This is a genomic window from Paenibacillus sp. NPDC058898, assembly GCF_049316025.1.
In the GTDB taxonomy this organism is placed as follows: domain Bacteria; phylum Bacillota; class Bacilli; order Paenibacillales; family Paenibacillaceae; genus Paenibacillus_AQ.
In genome coordinates, this window is sequence record NZ_JBMOSM010000001.1 from 138,827 (window position 1) to 163,735 (window position 24,909).

General features: G+C 47.7%; 21 protein-coding genes. 16 read left to right on the forward strand and 5 right to left on the reverse strand.

What is annotated here, in order from left to right; genetic code table 11:
• Positions 1 to 96: 96 nt before the first annotated feature.
• On the reverse strand, positions 97 to 903 hold the full coding sequence (locus ACOZB4_RS00530) for a phytanoyl-CoA dioxygenase family protein (protein ID WP_379409158.1): 807 nt from the start codon (positions 901 to 903) through the stop codon (positions 97 to 99).
• A 134-nt stretch (positions 904 to 1,037) separates the two neighbouring features.
• Between ACOZB4_RS00530 and ACOZB4_RS00535 the strand changes: the two genes are divergently transcribed.
• From ACOZB4_RS00535 to ACOZB4_RS00595, 13 genes are all read left to right on the forward strand, one after another.
• Positions 1,038 to 1,844 (forward strand): helix-turn-helix domain-containing protein, encoded by an 807-nt coding sequence (locus ACOZB4_RS00535; RefSeq protein ID WP_379409156.1) that lies wholly within the window; start codon positions 1,038 to 1,040, stop codon positions 1,842 to 1,844.
• 149 nt (positions 1,845 to 1,993) lie between these two features.
• Positions 1,994 to 2,899, forward strand: coding sequence for a DMT family transporter (locus ACOZB4_RS00540; RefSeq protein WP_379409153.1), 906 nt, complete (start codon positions 1,994 to 1,996; stop codon positions 2,897 to 2,899).
• A gap of 559 nt (positions 2,900 to 3,458) precedes the next feature.
• Positions 3,459 to 6,701, forward strand: coding sequence for a hypothetical protein (locus ACOZB4_RS00545; RefSeq protein WP_379409150.1), 3,243 nt, complete (start codon positions 3,459 to 3,461; stop codon positions 6,699 to 6,701).
• Positions 6,702 to 7,106: 405 nt separating this feature from the next.
• On the forward strand, positions 7,107 to 8,066 hold the full coding sequence (locus ACOZB4_RS00550) for an ABC transporter permease (RefSeq protein WP_379409146.1): 960 nt from the start codon (positions 7,107 to 7,109) through the stop codon (positions 8,064 to 8,066).
• 38 nt (positions 8,067 to 8,104) lie between these two features.
• Positions 8,105 to 9,001: a carbohydrate ABC transporter permease gene (locus tag ACOZB4_RS00555; RefSeq protein ID WP_339272975.1), complete on the forward strand. Its 897-nt coding sequence runs from the start codon at positions 8,105 to 8,107 to the stop codon at positions 8,999 to 9,001.
• A 63-nt stretch (positions 9,002 to 9,064) separates the two neighbouring features.
• On the forward strand, positions 9,065 to 10,657 hold the full coding sequence (locus tag ACOZB4_RS00560) for an ABC transporter substrate-binding protein (protein WP_379409141.1): 1,593 nt from the start codon (positions 9,065 to 9,067) through the stop codon (positions 10,655 to 10,657).
• A gap of 107 nt (positions 10,658 to 10,764) precedes the next feature.
• Complete coding sequence (locus ACOZB4_RS00565) at positions 10,765 to 11,907, forward strand: GntR family transcriptional regulator (RefSeq protein ID WP_422759445.1); 1,143 nt, start codon at positions 10,765 to 10,767, stop codon at positions 11,905 to 11,907.
• Positions 11,908 to 12,159: 252 nt separating this feature from the next.
• The gene (locus ACOZB4_RS00570; protein WP_379409137.1) at positions 12,160 to 13,119 is read left to right on the forward strand and encodes an AAA family ATPase; all 960 of its coding nucleotides are present in this window, start codon (positions 12,160 to 12,162) and stop codon (positions 13,117 to 13,119) included.
• Positions 13,120 to 13,133: 14 nt separating this feature from the next.
• Positions 13,134 to 13,772, forward strand: coding sequence for an RNA ligase family protein (locus tag ACOZB4_RS00575; protein WP_379409134.1), 639 nt, complete (start codon positions 13,134 to 13,136; stop codon positions 13,770 to 13,772).
• A 345-nt stretch (positions 13,773 to 14,117) separates the two neighbouring features.
• Positions 14,118 to 14,474, forward strand: coding sequence for a hypothetical protein (locus tag ACOZB4_RS00580; RefSeq protein WP_379409132.1), 357 nt, complete (start codon positions 14,118 to 14,120; stop codon positions 14,472 to 14,474).
• Between the two features lie 126 nt (positions 14,475 to 14,600).
• The gene (locus ACOZB4_RS00585) at positions 14,601 to 14,864 is read left to right on the forward strand and encodes a DUF4181 domain-containing protein (protein ID WP_422759472.1); all 264 of its coding nucleotides are present in this window, start codon (positions 14,601 to 14,603) and stop codon (positions 14,862 to 14,864) included.
• A gap of 100 nt (positions 14,865 to 14,964) precedes the next feature.
• Entirely contained in the window at positions 14,965 to 15,414 is a 450-nt protein-coding gene (locus ACOZB4_RS00590) for a DUF1569 domain-containing protein (RefSeq protein ID WP_379409126.1), read from the forward strand.
• Between the two features lie 121 nt (positions 15,415 to 15,535).
• Entirely contained in the window at positions 15,536 to 16,540 is a 1,005-nt protein-coding gene (locus ACOZB4_RS00595; RefSeq protein WP_339272988.1) for a MerR family transcriptional regulator, read from the forward strand.
• Positions 16,541 to 16,609: 69 nt separating this feature from the next.
• Here ACOZB4_RS00595 and ACOZB4_RS00600 read toward each other — a convergent pair whose 3' ends face one another.
• The 4 genes from ACOZB4_RS00600 to ACOZB4_RS00615 form a co-directional block, all read right to left on the reverse strand.
• Complete coding sequence (locus ACOZB4_RS00600) at positions 16,610 to 18,070, reverse strand: alpha/beta hydrolase family protein (protein WP_379409122.1); 1,461 nt, start codon at positions 18,068 to 18,070, stop codon at positions 16,610 to 16,612.
• A gap of 328 nt (positions 18,071 to 18,398) precedes the next feature.
• Positions 18,399 to 18,884: a hypothetical protein gene (locus tag ACOZB4_RS00605; RefSeq protein WP_379409118.1), complete on the reverse strand. Its 486-nt coding sequence runs from the start codon at positions 18,882 to 18,884 to the stop codon at positions 18,399 to 18,401.
• A gap of 100 nt (positions 18,885 to 18,984) precedes the next feature.
• A complete protein-coding gene (locus ACOZB4_RS00610) occupies positions 18,985 to 19,635 on the reverse strand; it encodes a hypothetical protein (RefSeq protein WP_379409115.1) in 651 nt (216 codons plus the stop codon).
• 172 nt (positions 19,636 to 19,807) lie between these two features.
• Entirely contained in the window at positions 19,808 to 20,695 is an 888-nt protein-coding gene (locus tag ACOZB4_RS00615) for an AraC family transcriptional regulator (RefSeq protein ID WP_379409113.1), read from the reverse strand.
• A 123-nt stretch (positions 20,696 to 20,818) separates the two neighbouring features.
• Here ACOZB4_RS00615 and ACOZB4_RS00620 point away from each other — a divergent pair, with 123 nt between their 5' ends.
• The 3 genes from ACOZB4_RS00620 to ACOZB4_RS00630 all read left to right on the forward strand — a co-directional run bounded on the left by ACOZB4_RS00620 (position 20,819) and on the right by ACOZB4_RS00630 (position 24,881).
• Positions 20,819 to 21,601 (forward strand): phytanoyl-CoA dioxygenase family protein, encoded by a 783-nt coding sequence (locus ACOZB4_RS00620; RefSeq protein WP_379409110.1) that lies wholly within the window; start codon positions 20,819 to 20,821, stop codon positions 21,599 to 21,601.
• Positions 21,602 to 21,789: 188 nt separating this feature from the next.
• The gene (locus ACOZB4_RS00625) at positions 21,790 to 23,553 is read left to right on the forward strand and encodes a histidine kinase (RefSeq protein ID WP_379409107.1); all 1,764 of its coding nucleotides are present in this window, start codon (positions 21,790 to 21,792) and stop codon (positions 23,551 to 23,553) included.
• Positions 23,538 to 24,881, forward strand: a complete 1,344-nt coding sequence (locus tag ACOZB4_RS00630; protein WP_379409103.1) for a response regulator — start codon at positions 23,538 to 23,540, stop codon at positions 24,879 to 24,881. Before ACOZB4_RS00625 ends, ACOZB4_RS00630 begins: the two co-directional genes overlap by 16 nt.
• Positions 24,882 to 24,909 lie beyond the last annotated feature (28 nt).

The following is a 24,909-nucleotide window of genomic DNA, read 5'->3' on the forward strand; positions in this document are numbered from 1 at the left end:
TTTGCAGAGTGGCTCAGATGTATGCCAAGCACTTCGATTCGAAGAAAAGAACATAGGGCGACCAGCGCTTGAACATGTACGCTGGCCGCCTTTATTTCAATGGGGGTAAGCCGTTTCGAATTCGATGCCGCACGGACCGCCATTCGGATTGATATCGAGATTGATCTCCGTACCGTCTTCCCGGAACAGCGGCCGATAGAATGCACCGATCTTGGCAGCCGACGCGTTCGCGTAGTGGCAGATGAAGGCCCTACGGAAACGGTTGGATTTGTTGCGGTAAGAACCGTGGATCAGGTTGCCGTTAAAGAACAGCACATCGCCTTTGTCCATGATGGCGGGAAGGACCTTTTTATCCTTGGGCGGCTTCACGAAGTGAGTGGTAAACGACTCGTTCGAATCGGCTTTCTCCGGGCACACCAGTTCATAATCGCTTGTTTTCGGAACAACGAGCAACCCGCCGTTCTGCTCATCAGCCGGATCGATTGCGGTCCATGCCGCGATACAGTTGCCCGGCTCGACCTGCAGGTAGAAGTTGTCCTGGTGCAGCGCCTGACCGCGGGAACCCGGGGGTTTGTAATAGAACATACTTTGAGCCGCGAGTGCCGGTTCGCCATACAAATCAGCTAGCACCTCCATAACGTGCTTATGCAGCATGTATTTTTTGGCGGTTGCATTAAAGCGGTGCGGATGCATCACACGAGGATAACGCTTCAGCGGTTCGACATCTTCATCATCTAACACCGGCTCAAAGTGGCCGGGAATAGTAGTGTGGCTGATCACCTCGAACGTCGCTTCGATTTCCGACAGCTCTTCCTGGCGGAAGAGCCCTTTTACAATTAAATACCCCTCCGTTTCGAACTTGTGCAGCTGCTCTTCCGTCAATACCTTTAACTTCTCTCGCATACGAATTCCTCCCGTAAGATTATTGTTTTTTCCTGTTGACAATAGAATAAGGTCTGCTTAACTTGAGAGGAAGTATGATATCTGCTTATAATTACCGGGATTCTGCTATTCGAGGTACAGAGGAGGAGAGGTTTGTGCGAACGCCTAACGGACGGGAAGGCATATCCTTAGAAAGTACCGGCACCATATTCGGCGACCATTTCGATCAAGGCGATGCTTATCGGCTGCGTCGTCCTCATGGGATGCAGGATTGGCTGCTTGTCTACACGCTGCATGGAGAGGGCTATGTCCGGACGCCTGCCGGGGAGAAACGCTGCGGGCCGGGGGAGCTCGGCCTGCTGCAAGCCAACATTGCTCACGAATACGGGACTGTGCAGGGGAAACGCTGGAACTTCCTGTGGATCCATTATCCCGGGCTTCCGGAAAACAGGCTGCTGCGAAACGAGGAGTTCCTGGTTGAAGCCCTGCCCGATGAACATGTCCGAAGACGTGTCGAGCTAGCATTTCGGAATGTGCTGCAAGATTCGCTGGACCGGTTAGAACTGTGGGAGGCACTGTGTCAGAACGCCCTGCGTGAGATTTTGCTTCTGCTTGCACAGCGCACGCACAAAAGACTCGATCCCAGAGTCGAGCAGACCCTCGGCCTGTTGTCCCGTTCGTTAAAAGAAGATATTCGAATTGACGCCATATCGCGAGAGATCGGAATATCGGGGTCAAGGCTGGCCCACTTGTTTAAGCAAGAAACGGGGTACACCATCGTGGAGCATCTGAATCAAATGAGGGTTCGCCATGCCGCCTTATTGATGATCCACTCCGGCCGTACGGCGAACGAAGCCGCGCAGGATGTCGGGTTTAACAGTTACAATCATTTTGCCGATCAGTTTCGCAAACAGTACGGGGTTTCACCGAGGCAGTATCGCCAGGCGTGTAAGCCTACATGAATGCTGCCAGGCTTTTTATGTATTATGCATGGAATCATGCTAAGAGAAGAAGCTGCCTGCAAGGGCGCCGTGTAGTATGGCTCTGTACAACTTCCCTGATGAGATGTTAAATTATAAGGATGTCCCTCATATAGAAAGAAGGTATTAAGTTGGCACGATCCTTATATATTGCACTCATCCTCCTAAGTCTCATATGGGGAGGTTCGTTCTTTTTCATTAAAAATCTGCTGCACGATTTCGGCCCTTGGGGGATCGCCTTCCTGCGGTCGACCTTTGGATTTCTCTTCATTACGATTGTCATGCTCATCATGCGGAAGCCGTTTGCCCTGCGTGAAATTCGTTGGCTGCCGACCGTCGTGATTGCGATGATCAATATGGCCCTGCCATGGACTTTGATCGGGTTTAGCGAAACCAGGCTGGCCAGCAGCATGGCTTCGGTATTGAATGCAACAACGCCGATATGGACCATGCTCGTTGGTTTAGTGTTCTTCGGCTCCGTGTTTAGGCGGATTCAATGGATGGGCATGGGCGTCGCGCTTGTCGGTCTGGTCATTCTGCTTGGCATTCGCCCCGGATCATTTATTACTGTCGATTTCATTGGCTTCGCAGCGATGATAGGTGCTACCTTGTGTTATGCCGTGGGTTCACAATTATCCAAGCGTTTACTGGGCGGGCTGACGATGTATCAGCTAACATTCGGAACGCTGCTTGGGGCGATGGTAGGGAGCGGTATCATTGCTTTTACTACGGAAAAGATTGATCTTTCGAAGATCGTAGAGCCAGCCAATATAGGTTCTCTTGTTGGCCTTGGCATCTTTGGTTCTGGCGTGGCGTATATTCTGTTCAATTATATGGTTTTAAAAGGGAGCCCGGAGTTTGCCACATCCGTCACCTATCTCGTTCCTGCGACGGCGATGATCTGGGGATATACGCTGCTGGATGAACCGATTGGATGGAGCCTGATTATCGGCTTGATTCTCATTTTATCGGGGGTATTTATCACAAATCGTGGCGGACGAACATCAAAAGAGAGTTTGGCTGCTGTACCTAAGTAGCATTCATTAGTAACAAGAAGGACTGCTGAGAGGCAGTCTTTTATTTTTTTATCCCCTTGCTGTACTTTATATGAAGCAATCAAGTTATTCAGGAATTTCGCTATGCACGCAAATTGAGGAAATTCATAAAGTGCTTCCAAAAGAGGGAATGATGCCGCGAGTGATACGAATCTTTATTTACGCCGGGCCGCTTAAATTGCGGCTTTTTTTGTCGTTAACCCGTTTTTTTTTGTTATTTTCCTATTGGTTTTAAAACTTGAAAATACAATGAAGACTTTGTGATTATTCTACTTCTTTTGCAAAATCCACTTTGGCATATAGCAGGACAAATGTAAGGAAGCGTGATAAATATCGATTGACACCATCTTGGTATTTGCCTAATATACGGGCCAGACGGCCCCCATCCATGTTATATATTCTACTTACAAGGGGCTTATCAATCCATCGGTAAAGGAGGTTCGTATACAAAGACAGTGACTAAACGCTCGCATGCGATGCGATCTGCCTGCATGTGGAACGATCCTTCGGGAGACAACGATTGAATCTAAGGAGGTTATTTATGAGAATTAGAAAGGGTGGCAAGTACCAAGTCTTGATGCTTGCAATTTGTTTTATATTCGCATGCTCGGGAGGCGGTAGTGTCGCAGCTGCTTCCGGGGAGAGCAGGCTGGCTCAAAAAACGTATGGGACACCGGAAGAAATTCTAGTCCCTAACAACTATACGGTGGCCGTGTTCAACGGTACCACCGGCAAGGAAGAAGGCCGCAACGTGCTTTACGCGACCAGTAAAGGGAAGCCGGGGCATCTTAACGTCATTGATCTGGAGGACTATAAACTGCTGCGGAGCATTCCGATCGGACCTTCCGAAAGCTCGTGGGCACATACCACGGCACCGGACGGAACATTGTTCCTTGCGGCTGACGGCGGCGGAGCAAGGTTGTGGAGTTACTCCCCGGTTACTCATGTCCCTGTGCAGGTGGCGCAGTTCGACGGACAGTCGGTCCCGAACAGCATCACCACGGATGAACACGGCCGCGTGTATGTCGGAACCTATCCCGGCGGCAAAGTGTACCAGTACGACCCGGTTACAAAGCAGACAAAAGATTATGGCCGCGTCATCGGCTTGCTTGATCAGGAATATGTGCGCTCCATTGCTTACCAGGGCGGCAATATATATGCCGGTACCGCACATAAGCAGATCGTACGCGTGAATTTAACGACAGGTGAGAAAACGAATATCGCGGCTTCCTTGCCGGTTAAAGAAGACACCGTGTATGACTTGAGCACGATTGATAACCGTTATTTGTTTGCCAGATATACGGACGGAAGCGGCATTCCTGGAGAGGCGTTTATCTACGATACGCAGACGGAAAGCTGGCTGGATGTCGTGCTGGAGAACGTAACGGGACTGCACGCAACGGACTCGCTTGACGGAAAACTGTATTATATGTCCGACAAGAAGCTGAAAACGTTTGATCTTGCCACGCATGAGGTCGGGTTGACCGGCATGGAGTACAACAGCGGATTTCGGGGAGTAGATTGGGTGGAATTTCCGAACAATCCGGAATACCCGGGCAAAAATCTGGTTACCGTTCGATATGACGGCGGTGTTACGATCATGAACATCGAAACCAAACAGGTACACCTAATGCCGCCGGTCATTCCGGGTCTGCCCGGCGTTGTCAACCGGTTGAAGAGCGTATCCGATACGGAGTTGATCACCACCGGCTCACAGGCCCGTTCTTCACTCGTTGATCTTACGGATAAAACGGCGACGCCGTTCAGCATCGGTCAGGCCGATAGCGTTCATGCCGTAGGAAATAAGGTCTATATGGGCGTGTATCCGGAGGGCGGACTCTACGAGTTCGATCTATCGACGGAGCCTGGCATGAACAATCCGAAGAGATTGGCCGTGCTGGGCAACGATCAGGAGAGGCTGGTGGATATCTCCAGTTCTAAAGGCAAATTGTACATTTCGACTATATCGGGTTACGGTACTTTGGGCGGCTCACTGACCGTTTATGATACCGCTACCGGGGAAATAAACGTTCATCGCAACGTCGTCCAGAATCAGAGCGTGCTTAGCACGACGGTTCATGACGGCAAGGTATTCGGCTCCACGACGATACGGGGCGGACTGGGCTCCGAGCCGACCGAGGCGGAAGCGAAGATTTTTGTATGGGATGAGGAAAAACAGCAAAAAATCACCGAGTTCCCGCTCAGAGTTCCGGGATTGGATAAACCGATATTCATCGGTGATCTTTCCGCCGGTCCGGACGGTTTGATCTGGGGGGCATCCTATGAATACATTTTCGCAATTGATCCTGATACCTATGAAGTCGTGAAAAGCAAAAAAGTGTATCCAAGCTTAAACTTCAGCCAATGGGCGCATCACCCGCTGCGCTGGTCGGAGGATGGGCTGCTCTATGTGCTGTTTAACAACAAACTGACGGTCATTGACCCAGAAACGCTGGAGCATCGGACATTGGCCGACACCTCCAGATTTGATTTACATGCGGATGGGAACCTGTATTTCACGGATATGCAGACCAATACGATCCTGTATCGGATGGAAGTTGACGGAGAGGTTGTTGAAGAACCGCCGCATACAGCAGTACCTGTTAACAATCCGGGCTTCGAAGAGGAATTAAAGGGATGGAGTCCGTTATTCGCTCCCGGTAACGGTTACCGCTATGATCTCAGCACAGAACGCAGTTTCACGGGAACGCACAGCCTGAAGATTACGGACACGCTGAGAACGGCATCCGTTGCCATTCAGAGTGATCCGATTCCCGTTGTCCCGGGAGAGGAATATACGGCGGGCATGAATCTTTATATTGAATCCGGCCAGCCGGGCTTTATGTTCCGATTCTTTGATAGCAATAACGCGACCATCTCCACCTTGGAAACCCATTTGGATGAATCGCGATTGGCCCAGTGGCAGAAAGTGACGCTCAGAGGCAAAGCTCCAGCCAATGCTGCATACGCTAAACTGATTGCGGTAACCTCCAGATACAATGTGGCAACTTCATATTATGATGACTTCTTTGTTACGGTAAAAGACAGTGCGCCACCAGTCTCAACGGTAAGTCAATCGCCTTCTCCCAACGAGAACGGCTGGGTGAATTCCGATGTGTCGTTGTCTATCTCTGCGGACCGTGCCTATTCTATCGAATATTTCGCGGAAGGGGCACAGCCGATAGAAAAGACCACAGTAAAAGGGAATACGGCTCAGCTTGAAATCACGAAGGAGGGCGTAACGACCGTCACCTATTCCGCTACCAACTTCTCAGGCGTACTTGAGGTTCCCGGGACACTGAAGGTGCAAATCGACAAGACAGCTCCGGACGTTGAATTCACCGGTGAGCGTACGTACACGGTAACCGACTCCGTATACGTATCGTGCAGCGCCGACGATAGCTTGTCCGGGTTAGCTGAGAATCCATGCCTTCGTCCACTGATTGAACGTCCTGCCTATTTCTTCGAGCCGGGATCCCATGATATTTCCGTAACGGCAATCGATCTGGCGGGAAATAAAACGGAAGCGGTCTTTAGTTTCGAGGTGTCCGTCACTTATGATAGCCTGTCCGCGCTTGCAGAGCATTTTGCCGCAAGTCATCCGGGACTCGCACAATCTCTGTCAAGTAAACTCCTCAATGCCAAAGAGGCCGAGAATAGAGGTAACACCTCTGCTAAGGCAGGCATGCTGAACGCCTTTTCCAATGAAGTCATCGCACAATCCGGCAAAATATTGACGGGTGAACAAGCAGAATTGCTTGTCAAACTGGCAGGTTATCTGTAAGCAGGCGAAAGCGTTAGTCAAAAACACGATACTTTGCTTTTATATCGTCGTCTATATTTTAGAAACAGCCGCGTGAATCTCGCGGCTGTTTTTGTTTTTCGCAAAGACAAGATTCTCATCGCGAGTGGAATGGACTATTTCATAAAGAAATGATGCACCGTCGAAATTTGTCATAACAAATGAACGGTTTATACATCTAAAGTAGCAATTTTTCGATGTCATATTGACTGGAAAATAAAACCTAACTAAAATGTGTTATAACAAATAAATGAATACATCAAAAATGTTAATACAATTAGTTGAGAAGGAGGTGGTGCGTTGCCAAAGCAAGCAGATATTAGTCGCCTAACATAGCTAATATTTGCTTACGCAATTTGATCGAGAAAAAGGAGGTCATGACAAAGCATGGACGCCCGATTAAACTCGGCACCCCCACAGCCCGCTCCAAAGTCCAACAAATGGACGCACATTAAAAGGCAGCTTAAGCGAAATATCGGGCTGTACATCATTATCTCGCCGGCGGTGCTTTATTTTTTGATCTGGCATTATTGGCCGATGTACGGCGTTCAGATCGCGTTCAAAGATTTTATGCCTGGCCTTGGCATTTGGAACAGTCCATGGGTCGGGTTCGAGCACTTCGAGCGGCTTTTTGACGCTTATTATTTTTGGACGATTCTGAAGAATACCATCGGGATCAGTTTATACGGACTGCTGGTTGGCATTCCCGCTCCAATCTTGCTTGCGCTTTTGTTCAACGAGATTCGAAATCGTAAATTCCGCTCATTCGCCCAAAGCATCTCCTACGCCCCGCACTTCATTTCGGTTGTGGTCGCGGTCGGTATTTTGTTCTTCTTCATCTCGCCAACGAATGGCGTTTTCAACTCCATCCTTGTTTCCCTGGGGAGAGAACCGGTCGATTATCTGGCAGAGCCATCGAAATTCTGGCACCTGTACGTCTGGTCGGGCGTATGGCAAGGAGTTGGCTGGTCTTCACTTATCTATAGCGCTGCCATCTCGGGCATCTCGCCTGACCTGTACGAGGCGGCTTATATGGACGGGGCCAGCAAATTTCGGCGAATTTGGCATATTACGATTCCCGGTATCGTTCCAACCATCGTGATCCTGTCCATTCTGAGCGCTGGCGGCATCATGAGTGTCGGCTTTGAGAAAATACTGTTGATGCAAAACCCGATGAACTTGGAAACATCCGAGGTGATCTCCACTTACATGTACAAGAGCGGGCTGCTTAACACCCAGTACAGCTTTTCCGCGGCCGTGGGCTTGTTCAACAATGTGATCAACTTTATCATCCTGATCATCGTCAATGCGGTTGCACGCAAGGCGGGGGAGACCAGCTTATGGTAAAGGCTCGTCCATGCAGGATTAAGGAGGGAACGTAAGAAGTGCTGCTGAACATCAAACGAACGCCTGGAGAAAAGCTGGCCGATATCATCCTTTTAGTGCTGTCCGTCCTCGTGATCATCGCCATTTTGTACCCGCTTCTCTTTGTCTTGTTTGCTTCATTTTCCGATCCGCGCCAAATATGGGACAAGCCTCTGCTGCTGTTCCCGGCTGGCTTCAACCTGGACAGTTATGCCAAAGTGTTCGAGAACAGCGAGATCTGGAGAGGGTATGCCAATACGCTCCTGTACGCATTCATCGGGACGGCGATCAATATTATGATGACGGTATTTGGCGCTTATCCGCTCTCCAGAAAGCGCTTTTACGGCAAGGGACTGTTTACGCTGCTGTTTGCTTTTACAATGTTTTTCGGCGGTGGGCTGATCCCTCTTTATTTGGTAAACAAGGAGCTTGGTTTGCTGAATACGATGTGGGCCTTGGTACTGCCTGGTGCGATCAGCGCCTACAACATGATTATTATGCGAACCTACTTCCAGACCCGGATTCCGGTGGAGCTCGAAGAGAGCGCCTACGTTGACGGCTGCAATGATTTTCATATGCTGTACCGAATTGTCCTGCCTTTGTCCATGCCGATCATTGCCGTCATGATCCTGTTTTACGGTGTCGGCCACTGGAACTCTTATTTTGACGCTATGATTTATTTGACGGATCGGCATAAATTTCCGCTGCAGCTGATTTTAAGGGAAATACTGGTTCAGAACGACTTCAAGGAAATGGCCGGAATTTCGGTCGGTGCCGAATATGCGGATCAGATGATGGTCAAGGAAGGCCTGAAATATGCGATCGTCGTATTATCCGCACTGCCGCTGCTCCTGTTGTATCCGCTGCTGTCGCGTTTCTTTGAGAAAGGCATCATGGTGGGAGCTATCAAAGGGTAAAGCCGATATGGGAGCGGACATTACCGCTTGGAACTCATAATCATGGAAAGAGGGGATATGGATATGAGAAAAGGAATGAATCTTCTGCTTGCCTTAACGATGACATTCTCGCTTACGCTTTCCGCCTGCAGCGGTTCGGGGGGAAAGGTGGAGCCGGAACCAGCAGGAACGGACGGAGATCCCGGCAGTATCAAGTTAAGGATCGTCAAGCGCGGGTATACCGATGTGCATCCTCCGGCGGATCAATTATGGATGTGGCGAAAATACGAAGAAATGTCCGGCATTCAAGTCGAATTTGAAGAGTTGGCGGGCTCCGCCGTGACCGAAAGGAAAAATGTCATGCTCGGCTCCAACGACCTGCCAGATGCATTCTATCGCATTGCTTTCGGCACCGACGAGCTGATGAAATACGGCAAACAGGGCTTGTTTGTTCCGCTCGAGGACCTGATTGAACAGCATGCGCCGAATTTGAACAAACTCTTAAAGGACAACCCGGATATTAAGGGAGCTATCACGATGTCGGACGGACATATTTATGCCCTGCCTTACGTCGATTTCTCTAAAGCGTTCAATTCCGTTCGTCTGTATATCCACAAGGGTTGGCTCGATGAAGCGGGGCTTGATGTTCCGAAGACGACCGAAGAGTTTCGCCAGGCGCTGAAAAAGGTGCGGGAGAAGGACAGCTCGCGTCTGGGCTGGGTGCTCGAGTCTTCCTATTGGACCTTCCTGGAGAGCTTCCTGGCTGGCAGCTTCGGTATGGGAGAAGGCGGTGCCAAGGCATTCGGTCAATATCTATATAAAGACGCGGACGGACAGGTCAAGACGACGTTTAATGATCCGAAGTACAGAGAGCTGCTCCGCTACATGAGCGATCTGTATAAGGACGGGTCGCTGGCCCAGCAAAATTTCACGACAGGCTACGATTATGCGAAGTGGTCTACGGACGGTTCCAACAATCTGATTGGTTCGTTTGTATGGGAAGGTCCAGGATATATCGGGAAGGATGCAGCTGAAAACTATGTGGGCATTCATGCCCTGGAAGGGCCGAACGGGGACAAGGTCGCAGGGGTGTTGGGGCCGCCGGCTAAAGGAATCTTCGGTTTCGTGATAACTAACAAAAACAAATACCCGGTTGAAACCATCAAGTGGATCGATTATTTCTATGGGGAGGAAGGGATTAACTTTGCCACCTTTGGACTTGAGGGCGAAACCTACGAATTGGTCGACGGCAAACCGAAATACAAGGACGAGATTTTAAACTACAAGGGCGGTGTACAGCTGGGCGCTTTCCAGTATGTCGATAACGTGTATGGTGCTTATTATCCATATGTTGAGCCTGACGACGATTTGCGGATGGCGGCGCGCGGGACGACGGTGGCTGACGAAATCAAAGCGGATCCTGCAGAGCTTGATAAGCTTGCGCCCAAAGAGCTTTGGCCGGATTTTGTTCCCACGGATGACGAAGCCAATCAAACCAGCGCGATCCTGACCGACATTAATAAGTATATCGAGGAGATGCGGGTGAAATTCGTTACGGGGAAAGCGAACCTGGACACCGACTGGGATAACTACGTAAAGACCCTGGACAAAATGGGTGCCCAGCGCTATCTGGAAATCAAAAAAGCGCAGTATGAACGTTATTCAAATGTAAAGTAATCGAAATGGTGCAAAGAACGGATGAAAGGAGCGGTTTACATGCCAATGATGCAAACGCTATAATTTTAGTACGACAAGATTAACACTGGAAAATAGATAAAGATGGGATGAGAACCAAGTTGACCAAAGACAATAAACCTCCGCTGTACCGCGTGATTATGGACGAGCTGAAATCGCAAATTTCTTCGGGCCACTATCCTCCGGAAGCCCAGCTTCCCACGGAGGCCGAGCTGAGCTCCACCTTCGGCGTGAGCCGTATTACAACACGAAGAGCACTCGAGGAGCTGGAGCGGGACGGGTTTATCTACCGCATCAAGGGAAGCGGCAGCTTTGTCAAACCCCGGCAACGTGGACAGGAGCAGCGGTCGGTTGGAACGGAAAAAATGATATCGCTTATCCTGCCTTCCGAAGACGACCGCGGTACGATGGGATATATTCGCGGAGCTTCGGACTGGCTCAACGCGAACGGCTACTATTTAAGCATTCACCAAAGTGATTATGATTCCCAGAAAGAACGGGATTTGCTGGAAATGCTGACCCGAAAGGGCATCGCGGCCATCATATTGTATCCGCGGAACGATCAGACGAACTACGACATTCTGCATCGACTATGCCTTGAAGATTATCCGATCGTAACCATCGATAAATATTTTGACAGTCTGCCGCTAGGGGCGGTGGTTTCCGACAATTTCAATGGGTCCTATCAAGCCGTATCAAGATTGATTGAGCTTGGTCATCGAAAGATTGCGTTTCTAACAGCGGTCAGCATTGAATCGACCTCTTCGGTGCGCAACCGTTATTTCGGATACTGCCAAGCGCTGAAGGACCATGGGCTTCCCGTCGATAGCCGTTATATCAGGCTGAATATGAAGGATTATCGAGAGAAGGTTGGCTTTGAGCGATTTTATAATGAACTGCTGGACTCTTACCGTGCGGAAGAGGTAACGGCTGTTCAGACGGAGAATGATCTGATCGCGGCCAACTTGCTGAACCGCTGTTTGGAACGAGGGATCCGCATTCCGGAGGATATTTCGATCATAGGCTTTGATAATAACCCTGTCACAGAGCATGTCATGATCCCGCTGACCACCGTTGAGCAGAATTTTTACGAGATTGGACGCCAAGCAGCCGAACATGTTGTAAACTGGTTGGAGAGAGGGAAACAGACACCGGACCGGACACTGATCCCCGTCAAGTTAGTAGAGCGTGATACGACCGCACCTGCTCCGAAAGGAAAAGTCACAGAGTAGATATGATATGAAAGCATCATATGAAGGCTGATTGCCATGCAGGACTTCTTACCTGCGGCAATCAGCCTTTTTATAGACATGTAAAAGTTGAGTATAAAAATTCTCTACTTACTCAAACACTCCGCAAGGATGGTACATTGTTTAGAGGAAGGTTTTCGATAAGTGATGTCCATTAGAAGGGTGAGTCGTTTATCCCTCCGAACACGTAAACATGACACCAAGCGAACCAAGACCTGAAGGGAGGTGAATTACATGTGTACGATTCATATGCTGGTCGGGATACCCGGCAGCGGAAAAAGCTATCATGCCAAACAATTATGCAAAAGCCAGCGGGCCGTCATCGTTGCGACGGACTCGATCCGTGAAAGATTGTTCGGCAGCGAATCCAAACAGAAAAATACGTATCTGGTATTTGACGAAGCTTTCGCCGAGATCGAACAGGCGCTTGCGTTCGGACGAAATGTCGTTTTTGATGCCACCAATGTCAGCCGGGAGCGGAGACAGAAGTTCCTGAAGCGATTTGGCGATAGATCAGTGGAGTGCCATATCTGCACAACCCCATATGAAGTGGCTCTGGAACGAGTCAAGGGACGAAAACGCCGGCTCGATGAGAAGGTCATGACGAAATTTGCCAAAAATCTTGAATTCCCTGTAAGGGGAGAAGGATTCAGTGAACTGCATCTCGTTCATGAGCAGGGCGAAACTCAGCTTACAAGAGAAGAACTGGAAGCGCTGCTAACACGCAAACCGGGTCATGATGAGTTATTTGGCTATTTGTCCCAATCCCCCTATTTCAACGTGATGCTGGGATATGATCAGGAGAATCCGTTTCATTCCAAAACGTTGTCGGAGCACACGTTTTCCGTGCTGGAATATATCAATGCTTTCTATGAAGGCGAGTATTTGCTTGCTATGCAATTAGCAGCGCTGTTCCATGACGCGGGTAAGCCGTTTTGCAAAGTATGGAAGCAAGCAAGAGGTTATTATTCCTATTATGGGCATGAGCATGTATCGGCAAGCATAACCTGCCATACATTGAAGGACCTCGGATATGATGATGCATTTATTCAGCACGTCGTTCAACTTGTAAGCTTTCATATGGAAATTTTGCATGGAGGGGATGGCGGGGCATCCAAGATCTATCATTTGTTAGGCGAAGATATGCTGGCCGAGCTATATTTCTTCGCAGAAGCCGACACTTTCGGCAAATAAGGAGGTGAACAACGATGAAAATGAAATATCCCAAAACGATGCATTTGCCCTGGTCCAGAGGTTATACGGATGACGATAAGATTTTACGGAGTACTGATCATTTTACGGGGCAGGAAGTTGTCATTACCGAGAAAATGGACGGGGAGAACACCACGATGTACCCCAATTTCATCCATGCCAGATCTCTGGACAGCAAGGATCATCCTTCGCGTCATTATGTGAAGACGCTGCATGGTGGCATCCAGTTTTTGATTCCGGAAGGATATCGTCTCTGCGGGGAAAACGTATACGCCAAGCATTCACTTTCGTATTCGGCGCTGCCTGCCTATTACATGCTGTTTTCGGTGTGGAATGAGTATAATGTTTGCCTGTCATGGGACGAGACGGAGGCTTGGGCGGAACGTCTGGGACTTCTAACGGTTCCTGTCTTGTACCGGGGGATCTGGGACGAGGCTGCTGCCAAAGCTTGTTATACGAAGCAGTCAAACTGCGGAGGGGAGCAGGAAGGTTATGTAGTTCGGCTGGCTTCCTCATTCGTTTATGGCGATTTTAAGCGCAGCGTTGCCAAGTTTGTGCGCAAGAATCACGTACAAACCGATGAGCATTGGCTAAGCAAACCGATCGAACCGAATCGCTTGGCTTCTGGGGAATAAACAGAAAGAATGAATAATTACCGATGATTTTTAGAAAACGAGGTGTTGATCATGTAATTCTAAGTTGCTATTTATATGAGATGATGTGAATACTTTAGACACGAGCTGCCGCTGAAATCGGGGCTTTTTTTATTGCTTTTGTACATACTGGTTACCACATTTTGTTAGTTCAAGTATAATGAACCTATACATAAGGATGAAAAACAGAACCATCTTGATTCCAAGATAGGAGATATAAGATGAATAAGAAAAGGATGTTTCAAGTTTCTGCTCCGTCAGGGGGCAGATTAATGATTTCGATGTTGATTTTAATCGCTATTCTTCTTGGCAACATAATAAGAGGCCATGAACAAAAAGGACATCTTTTATTATGTATGGATTGTATGGTTGGTTCTTTGCTCCGCCGTATTTGTCATCATCGTATATAGAACGTATGTGATGAAACCGGGCTTGATGGAAATGGATCAAGACGGAATTGTTATAAACGGTACAGTAATTAACGCTGAAGCTGTGAAATGTTTACTAATCAATCATGACAGGAAACCGGTGATAGGGATCAAGCCGAAAGGTCGTAAAATAGTTCCCTTGAAGTTTTGTTTTCAGTTAGCGGAGGACCAGGCGGAGGGAATTAGGCAGCTGGAGACCTGGGCACAAGAAAGACAGGTGAAGGTTTCAAAAGGATTTTTTATGAGATGGTTGTAGAAATAACTTACATTTTATTCTATTTAAAGGAGGGTGATAATGGAGGGGTTATACTCATTTATTATCCTTGTTATTTGTGTCGGTCAATGGGTCCTGAGCAAGATCATTGATATAGGCGAGGAAGAAATGCGTGACACGCCGGTGTATAAATGGTATCTTCTGGGCTCATGGGCTTTATTACTTCCGATACTCATCCTTGTATGGACTATGGATAGAAGCAGGCCCTATCCCATATGGCCATTCTTATTATCCGTCATCTTTTGCTTTCGCGGCTATATGGAGTGGAAATACATACGCGAAACCAGGCAACATCAAGTTTCAATTCTATTGGCTGCAGTTTCACTTTGCTTCACAGGTTTGATGATATTAATTCTCCTATTAAAATATTAAAACAAGAAAGCAATCAAGAAGAAATGTCCCGAAGATGGGTCGGCTATAATGTAATCAGGAGTTTAGACGTGGATTTTATTACAGGGAGAGGCAATCAATCATGAATAGTATGTTCAATCAATTGGATATGACCCAAATATTAAACCGAATCGACTCATTAAACTCTCAATCACAACCGTTATGGGGAAAAATGGATGTTGCCCAAATGCTGGCTCACTGCTCTGCATTCCAAGACATAGCCATGGGCATCACAAACCCGCCAAGAGGCTGGTTAGGTAGGTTGGTAGGGAATTTCGCGAAGCCCGTTTTTTATAATGACAAACCGTTACCCCGCAATATGTCTACCATTCCGGATATTATGATTGTGGATGCAAGAGAATTTGAAACGGAAAGAGCACGATTGAAAGAAAAAATCATAGCGTTCCAAAAGAACGGACCTGAGAGATGTACCACGAAACCCCATTCATTCTTCGGTAAACTGACCCCGGAGCAATGGGGAAAAGGGTTATACAAGCATCTGGACCATCATCTAAAACAGTTTGGCGCTTAAGTCTCAAGAAACCGCAGACTCGCGGTATCTTTAATTCCTTACGGTTCTATTCATATCCTACAGCTTTATATGAAGGCATGCGACTTAAGATGGTATATACTATCTAATTGAGGTGAGTGGAGTGTATTCATACAAAGAGATCAGCTTACAGAGAGATGGGAACCGTAATTCCGTAACACATAAAGACGAAACTTATTCGATCGGACAAGTTGCTGCATTGTTGGGGTCTACTGTAAAAACGGTCCGTTACTATGACAAGATCGGGTTGCTTAAGCCCTCAAATTACACCGAGGGAGGGCACCGGCTGTATGCGAAGGATGATATTTGGCGTTTACAACTCATTACAACGCTGCGCTTTCTAGATTTCGAAATTGATGATATACGCAGGCTCATAGCTGGCGAAATCGAAATTGCTTCAGCCTTGGATTGGCAGATTGAGTCCTTGGAGGCGCAAGTTAGCACTCTGACGAGTATGATCTCGATTTTGCGTCAAGCGAAGACACACGACGAGGATTCGTTAGATTATATTCAAGACTTGGTCAAGACACGGACAACCAATAGTGAGAAGCGGAATCAATTTATGATGGATAAATTGGAGGATTCCAAATTTCTGGATGGAGTCCCTCAGGAATGGAGAAGATCATTTCTCTATTTCTTTAATAAATGTATTGTTAATCAAGTCAAAATAACGGCTAAACAAGCGTTTGTCTGGGATGAATTACAGGCGTTAATTAACGATCCCCAGTTTATTCCGGACCTGGTCCAAGATGAATTTCTTTTTTTCAACATGGTCAACCAGCCAAGATGGGGTGCCTCCGTATGGCCCAAGAAGATTGAGGATATCCAAAACCGGCTGAATACAGCCTTGGAGCGCAACCTGCCAGCTGGTAGTCCTTTCGTGCAATCCATCGTCGAGAATGCGGCCATGCTGTATGCAAACGCCGAACAGTCGATGAACCAAGAGGATGTTTTCCGTTACTTTGCGGAATATGCGAAGAGCCCTAGAACTGAACGTATTAAACGGTTCAATACATTGTGCGCAATATTAAGCCCGGAATACCGCTTGTTCTCAAAAGGGAACAATTTACTGCTTCAAGGCATCGAATGGAGGCTCGGACATATGTGACCACGCATTACTGAAAAAATAACCGGGGCGATAACGCCCCGGCTAAGAAGTTAGATGCATCCTTGGAATTCAGTCTGCGCCTTTCTGCAGTGAAAACGAAGAATGCTCTCCAATATTTTGTTCCATTAATTTAAACGGCTGCTGCTTTAAATAATGGTTAAAGAAATCTAGACTGAATTCGTTTATCAGGCGATGTGCATTTCGCACATCAACACCTTCTATCCATGCTAGCACAGGTGAAAGCAAGTACGTATCAGAGAAGCCCATGTGCTTCATATTTTTTATCTTCATCCAATAGTTCTCACCTGATGCCACGGAATTGTATCGTGATAACACTTCATCAAAGAACTTGTCCAGCTCCTCTCTTGTTGTTCCTTGGGAAGCGATATTCTCATCGCTCATATTGGCAGTTCCTGCTAGTGTGTCGTCAGCGCTCATCATCAGGAACGGTCCATTCACTCCATCCTCTGGAAGCCGTTGTTCTCCGAATAATCCACCGTCCATGTTGATGGCAGCTTTCAGTCTGGGATCCTTCAACAGGGTTTGAACGGCAGTCGCCCCACCATAGGAGTGACCAAACATGCCCATGTTGTCCGTATCCATACGGCCTGTAAACCGATGATCCGGATCATTCTCCGCGATCTTCTCAACCTGATCGATTACAAACATCGTATCTTCCACCCAGACCTTATTTAATTGATCTAAGTATTCGTACCCGCTATCCTCCAGAGGAGAAAAATTTACAACACGACCATCAGGGAATACGGAAGTGGTGCTATAGTACGTGTGATCAATGCCGATTACGATATATCCATGACTGGCCAACTCTTCAATCTGAAAGGTGTTTTGGTTCTTAACTCCATTGAATCCATGCGAGAATAGGAGAACCGGGTAGGTAGTTTCCTTATTCGATAGTTCTGCACCTATGATCGCATGCGTTTTAATCAGTCCAAGGTTTTTAAACAACTGCTTAGGCATATTGAGCGCTTGGCTGTATCCATCTTCGAAAATATCGGGGTGTGCGACATATGGCGCTTGTTTGCCTTTCGTCGAAGGATTGGCCGGGTACCAGATTTGTACCATTAACTCACGTTTATCGTCAGGTGTCGGCGTATTTGCTTCCTCACGCAGCTCATCTTTCCAATCATAAGTCACCGTTCCTATTTTATAGGGCCCCGTCGGCTTTTCAAACTTAAATACTGGAAGCAGGAGAGGCAGTGTCACCGCAATAGTAGAATACAGCACGGCCAGTGCAGCAATCAACGTGGTTTTAAATGGGAAGGCCTTCTTTTTGACTTTCTTTGATTTGGGAATGTACCTTAAGGCCAACACCATGATCGGGATAAACGTCATTGCATAGGCGGGGATCATTTGCCAACGCATTCCTTCGATAAGAATGTGCGCTAGCAGGAGTACAGCAGATATACCGAAACCAAAGATCAGATGTCGCTGTGGCTTGTTCCGAGCAAAGGTCAACCAACCTAGCATAATCAGATTAAAGATGACAAACCACATTTCCAAAGTTCTCATAACAATGAAACCTCCTCAATTTCTGTTCTTGCTGTTTTTACAATGTAAGTATAAAACCTCCCCTAAGGGTACATTCAACAACAAAAAAATGAGCGTATGTATACGGTGCATTTAAGGAGTAAGAAGGAGGTAGGTTTTGTTAATACTTTGATATGATTGAACTAGAAAGCAGTGGGGGGTTCGTGTTTTCGGTTTTAGCTAACCGCTGATACCGAATGAGAAATGAGATATGCAGTAATGATGCGTAAAAAAACCGTAGAGCCAGCACACAACGAAGTGGTTGGCTCTACGGGGGTGGAAGGTGTTGCTGCAGATTATGTATTTTTCGTTATAACCAATCCTCGTATTTCTCCATCGTAAATTCGCCTTCCAGCTCCAACCGGGTATCCGGTTTACTGCCGTCATAATAGTCGACGTCCATCGTTGATCCGGTCCAATATATGTAAAATACGCCATTTCCTCTATACTCGATACGCCCTCGGTTATCATTCACCTCCTGGTGCTCAAAATAATACAGTCTTGCATCCAGGCTTCTGGAGTTCTCGTTATAACCATGGGCTATCGCAAATTCCAGCGGTGCAAACTCATCTAGTTTTAACGTATCTAGATAAATCGTAAGCTCCGCGTCCGGATTGTTCAGTAATTCATCCGAATCCGGTAAATACTGGAGCGGCTCGGGATCCGTCTCCGTCTCAAACCAGAGCATGATTTGCGGCCGTTCATTGACTTGGGTTCGGGTGGCATAGGCTTTGGATTCAGCCAAAGCGTGTTTTTCGGTTCCGTTATAACGGATTAAAGTTAAAGTCCCTGTCATGCGAATCTCCTTATCTATTTTTCCTTAAGCACATGGAACCCTTGCTCCTACCGGTTTCATGCCTTGTATCGTTACGGTCTAATTGGCCGTCCAGACATCTTTACTGAAGCGATAAATATTCCAGCAGGGCATCCATTTGCTCGCTTCCCAAAAGATCAGTCAGTGATGGCATCACATGGGCGAGAAAATCCGGTTTAGTCTCATAGGTTTCTTCGTCGCTGGTTTCACCCTGGAAAAGCCGAGCCCCTTCAATGAGAATGGACAGCGCGTGAAAGCAATCCGCAAGCGAATTCGCGACCAGTTTAGGCTCGCCACCTTCGAATGCGGCGTATACGGGTGAACCACTCGCTTGGACGTCAACGATTAGCGGATCATCGTTTACATTGGCAATGACGACGTGATGGGCCGGCCAAAGGCTCGATTCTGCCGTTTCACCGCCGACGTAAATCCAGCGATAGCCCATTTGCTGCCGGACCAGATGCTCAGGAGATACAAAGTAGATGACGGCCGATTCACCGATCTCAACCGCCGCGTTCTTCATTTTGTGGGTTCCTTCGGCCATAGCGTCAATCATCTCATAATGGCTGTATAGATAACTAAGCTCAGGAGACAGTGTTATGCGCTCATCTACAGTCGGCAGTTGAACTTCGGACCGCTGTCGTATTTCATGATCGGTGAAGAGCCCGAAATCTCGATTATATAAATCCTGTTGTTCTATGAATCTACTTAAAGTCGCTTCCAGTTCCAGCATTTATTTCATCCCTTCCAGCATATTAACCGAATTATAACATGCCAAGTCACCGGGGTTAAGCATGGGGAATTCAAACTCAGGAGGTACACCCGAAATCAAAGCGGTGATGGATTGGCTTGTCATAACGGTTCCCGTAGGAAATATCTATGAGCGGTAACATTGGTCCGAGAGATCATTCCTGATGATCCGCCTCTAAGGCCCATTTCGCTCGATAAGCGGCAGGGGGAATACCTTTGAACTTGGTGAACAGCCTTGTGAAGTAATGAACGGATGAGAACCCGGTTCGCTCTGCAATCACCTTGATGGGATTACGGGTATGCTGGAGCATTAACTCGGCTGCCCGGATGCGTTCGGTGCGAACCATGGAGGAAAAGGATTCATGAATGCTTTCCGCAAACAATCGGGATAAGTGCCGTTCGGACACATTCAGGTAAGCCGCCAGTTCGGGTAGTGACATAGGCCTGCTGAGGTTGTCTCTTATGTACAATTTGGCCTTTTGAATGAGTTGTAACGCGGATGAAAAGAGAGGCGCGCTTTCGAAGCTGCCGGAAGCCCCGAGCAGGACAGGTAAGGACTGGAGGAGTACATGTGCTAGCTTGGGCAAGAGCGATGCAGGCAGCGATGCCTCGGGTTCTGAGCGCATCAGCATGGATTTCCATATTTGGATGGCAGGCGAATCGCCAGCATGCTCGGTCCAAACGGCACATCGATGAAGAGCCTCTACGTATTTCACTGTTACTTCTTGGGCAAACGGTCTCTCCATCGCTTCAAACGCGACGAATAACAGATTCAGTCTGTCTACGTCTTTGATCTGATGTAACCGACCTGGGCGCGTACAGAAGGCGACCCCCTCATATAAGGGATAAGTCTGATCTCCGTCCATATATACACCGGTTCCACCGTCCACATAACAAATCTCATAGAATGAATGGCGGTGTAAGGAATTGGCCGTCAAATGCCGGACACTCCCCCAGTAATAGACGAGGAACGAGAGGCTTTCACTTTCAAGCCGTCCAGCATAACGATTAAGACGGTCCTCGCTTTTGCTCCATTGATACAAGGCATTAGCAGCTCCTTTGGCGTGATATTGCAAAACGTCGTCATTCCCGTGCAAATACGATTTCGCTCGCCCTTACTATAATGAACTTAGATAAACCATAACATATTGAGAGGGTGCATGGTGATGATGGACGAAAAGGATGTGCAATTTTACAAAGACAATGGGTACCTGCTGGTTCGAGGCGTTTATAATCAACAGGAAGTAGCGGATATGAGAGCGGCGGTTGATGGGATCATCCAAAGGGCGGCACGAGCCAAATCGGATCAAAACCATGCCTGGCAAGGCGACTTCCTGCCGCCTGAGCAGCTTAAGAAGCTGGTTCTGAAAGGCTTTCACGATGTGCACTACCATGATGCCGCGTTCATGAGAGCCGCAATCCATCCCCGAATGACAGAAGTGTTGAACGGAATCATCGGTCCGAACGTGCAACTGCATCACTCGAAAATGCTGGTGAAGCCTCCTGCTAACGGGGCCGCTTTTCCCATGCATCAAGATTATCCATATTTCCCTCATCGCGATCACACCATGTTAGCCGCCAGCGTTCATCTGGACGATGCCGATATGAAGAACGGCTGCCTATGCGTTGTGCCAGGATCCCATAAACAGGGCGTTTTGCCGCATATCGGCGCTTATTATTTGAACCACAAGGAGTATCCCTTATCCTCGGGAACCCCGTGCCCGGCCAAGGCGGGCGATGTGCTTTTCTTTAATTACCTGACCATTCATGGCTCGGACGTGAACAGGAGCGACCTTACGCGGAGAAACATCCTGTTCCAATATCGTGACGCTGCGGATGTGCCTACCGCGGATGTTCATTTCGATTGGGGAATGGGCTTAATGGTGAGCGGAACGAATCCGGATTTCAACAACGTGAAACCAAAATATGAAATTATCCGTTCGAAATGATCACGCAGTCGGATCCCTATGCTGAATTATAAGCCTGACTAAGCCCCTCAGCGGGGCTTTTTTCTATGCCTGGAACTTGTGCCTAGTCATGTTCACACCTAACAATGTAAAAATAATTCGTTGTAATGTCGGCTGGCCCCCCTATACTAAATGATAATAGATTGGTTGATAGCAATTGGGGGGAAAGCATGAAACTTCAAGCTCCGGGCAAAGCATCGAAATGGTTTGTGTATCAGAAAATCGTCATTGTTTTTATTCTATTATTACTTCCTCTCATCTCGATGAGTATTTGGTTGAATTATAAGGGGATGTCCGTTACGAAGCAGTCCCTCTTGAACTCCGCTACGGCTGGTGCATCCTTCTATTCCAAGCAGCTCGATAAGGAGATGTATTTTATTCGGAATTTGCAGCTGCAGCTGCTGAATGACAAGGATCTGCAGAAGCTGAGCTTTCGGGGCAGTATGCTTGAGGACTATGGCGAGGTGGAGCTGATTGATCAGGTCAGAGATCGGCTAGCAACCCTCATGGTTTCCAGCGAGTACATCGTGAACGCCGGGGTTTACGTGAAGGATATCGGGAAAACGATCTCGACCACAACGGGCGTGACCAATACGCCGAATAAGGAAATGGAACTGATCTCCTCCATGATGACGGTTATGCCCAAGCCTTCTTTTTATAGAAGCGGCGACCGGATTTTTCTGATTGAAACCGAAAACAACGGCGGCATCTGGTCCTACATCGAAATTTCCCGATCCAAGCTGCTGGGGGCTTTAAGCGAAATCGCCAAGCTGTATCCGGAATCCGAAGTATTACTCGGGAGTAAAGAAGGGGGGACCATATTAACGACAGCTCTGCGGGCCGATGAGTCATCCGAGATTTTGAGCCATATTCTGGACAATCCCAGCCCGGAGCAAAGTGTGCCGGGGACGGGGAAGCTGAATGGTGTAGACTATTTTATCATCGAGAATGAAGTTAGCGCGCTGGATCTGTCCTTGGTCATGTATGTGAACCAGAATGAAATCACGCGGCCTTTAAGCCAATTCATTACATGGTTTTATACGTTGTTTATTCTGGCGGTGATCGTCATGGTGCTTTATTCGTTCTCGGTCAATCTGATGATCCACAGGCCGCTGTCAAAGCTTGTTAAAGCCTTTCATATGATCGAAACCGATAATTTGAACATCATGATCGAGTCCAGAAGCAAAGATGAGTTTCATTACGTATTTAACGGGTTCAACAGGATGGCGTTTAAGCTCAAACATTCGATTGAGGAAAACTATGAGCAAAAAATAGCACTTCAGCACTCGCAGCTGAAGCAGCTGCAGTCTCAGATCAATCCGCATTTTCTATATAACAGCTTTTTTAATATTTATATGATGTGCAAGGTTGGAGACTCGGATAGCGCGGCGGAGCTCTCGCAAAAGCTGGGAAGCTACTATCAATACATCACGAGAAGCGGCTCCGACGAGGTGCCTTTCTATAAGGAATACAAGCATGCACTGGATTACTGCGACATTCAAGGTATCCGCTTCTCGAACCGGATTGCATATGAGCATAAGGAAATTTCGGACATTCCGCCGTCCATAACCGTTCCGAGACTCATCATACAGCCTATCGTGGAGAATGCGTTTGAGCACGCGTTCGAAGACGGTATGGAGGAGGGGAAATTATATATCAGCAGCGATTACCGGGAAGGCAAATTGCGTGTCACGGTGGAGGATAACGGGAAGCTGCTAACGAATGAGATGCTGCAGTGTTTGCAGGACAGGCTGGCTATGGATTCGAAGCATATTGAAAAAACAGGATTGATCAACGTGAACAACCGGCTTCAGCTTAAATATGGGCTTGGAAGCGGATTATTCATCTCACGCAGCGCCTATGGCGGATTAAAGGTGGATCTGATCATTATCATCGATGGGATAAAGGAGGCATCATCATGTACAGACTGTTGATCGTGGACGACGAACCTGTCATCGTTAACGGCTTGGTTCAGCTTTTTCAGGAGCAAACGCAATTGGAACTGGATGTATGCAAAGCTTATTCCGCCAAAGAAGCGCTAGAGATTGCCAGGAGAGTGAAGCTGGACATCCTGGTCAGCGATATACGAATGCCCCAAAAGAGCGGGCTGCAGCTGATTGATGAAATTACATACTATTGGCCGCATTGCCGAATCATTTTCCTGACCGGCTATAGTGAATTTGATTATGTGCATGAAGCACTGCGGAAAAACGTCGATAACTACATCCTGAAGACCGAAGGAATCGATCCGATTTTCCAAGCTGTCCAAGTGGCTTCTTCTAAACTTGATGAGGAAAACCGTCGCAGAATCCAGGCGGAAAAGGCAAAGGTGCATTTTCAAATCGCCGAACCTCTGCTGAAACGGGAGCTGATACGAAAGGTATTGAATGGAGAAGCCGCCCGTTCTCTGCTGTCCGAGTCCCGTTATGAAGAAGTGGAGTTCTGCATCGATGTAGACCAGCCGGCATTCTTTATCTTGGGAAGGATCGACGGTGCGTCGGAGACGAAAACAAAGGATGTGGCGCAAGCTGTTCAGATGACGTTTATCAACGATTTGCCCAATTCATTTGCATGTGAGCATGCTATTCTGGACGATGCCTTACAGGTATGGCTGCTGCAGCCGGACGTGGAGCTTCGGGATCGTTTTCGCAGTGATGCGCAGGAAAATGAGCTTCATTGGCATGGGGTTATGTCTTATATGAGAGGCATCCTGGAGCTGGTTCAGAATGAATGCGAAGAACTGCTCGGCGTTCATGTTTCTTTCGGGATCTCGGGCAATCTGCATGATAAGTGGTATACCTCGGGGCAGCAGCTTGATATTTTACGATCCATGCTGCAGAGCAGGGCTGCGCTTGGTCAAAATATGGTTATTGTGAACATCGAAAAGGCTAAAGAGTTTGAGGAAACGAACCAAGATTATGACCGCTTCAAGCAGGATGACATGAAATTCGACGTGATCGACCGGATCCATAAATATATCATGGAGCATTTATCCGGGGATGTCTCCTTGACCGCCATTGCGGAGGAGGTCCATTTTAACCCTTCCTATCTTTCGCGCTACTACAAGCAGCTGACAGGACACAACCTGCTGGAGTATATCCAGGCGAAGAAGCTGGAGGGGGCGCTCCATCTGATGTTGCATACGAATATGAAATTGCAGGAGATTGCCACTCGGCTCGGATTCGAATCTCCTTCGTATTTCACTACATTTTTCAAGAAAAAGATGGGGGTTTCCCCTCAGGAATACCGAAATACCCAATAAGTAAAAAAAGTGAAAGCGATGTAAAAAA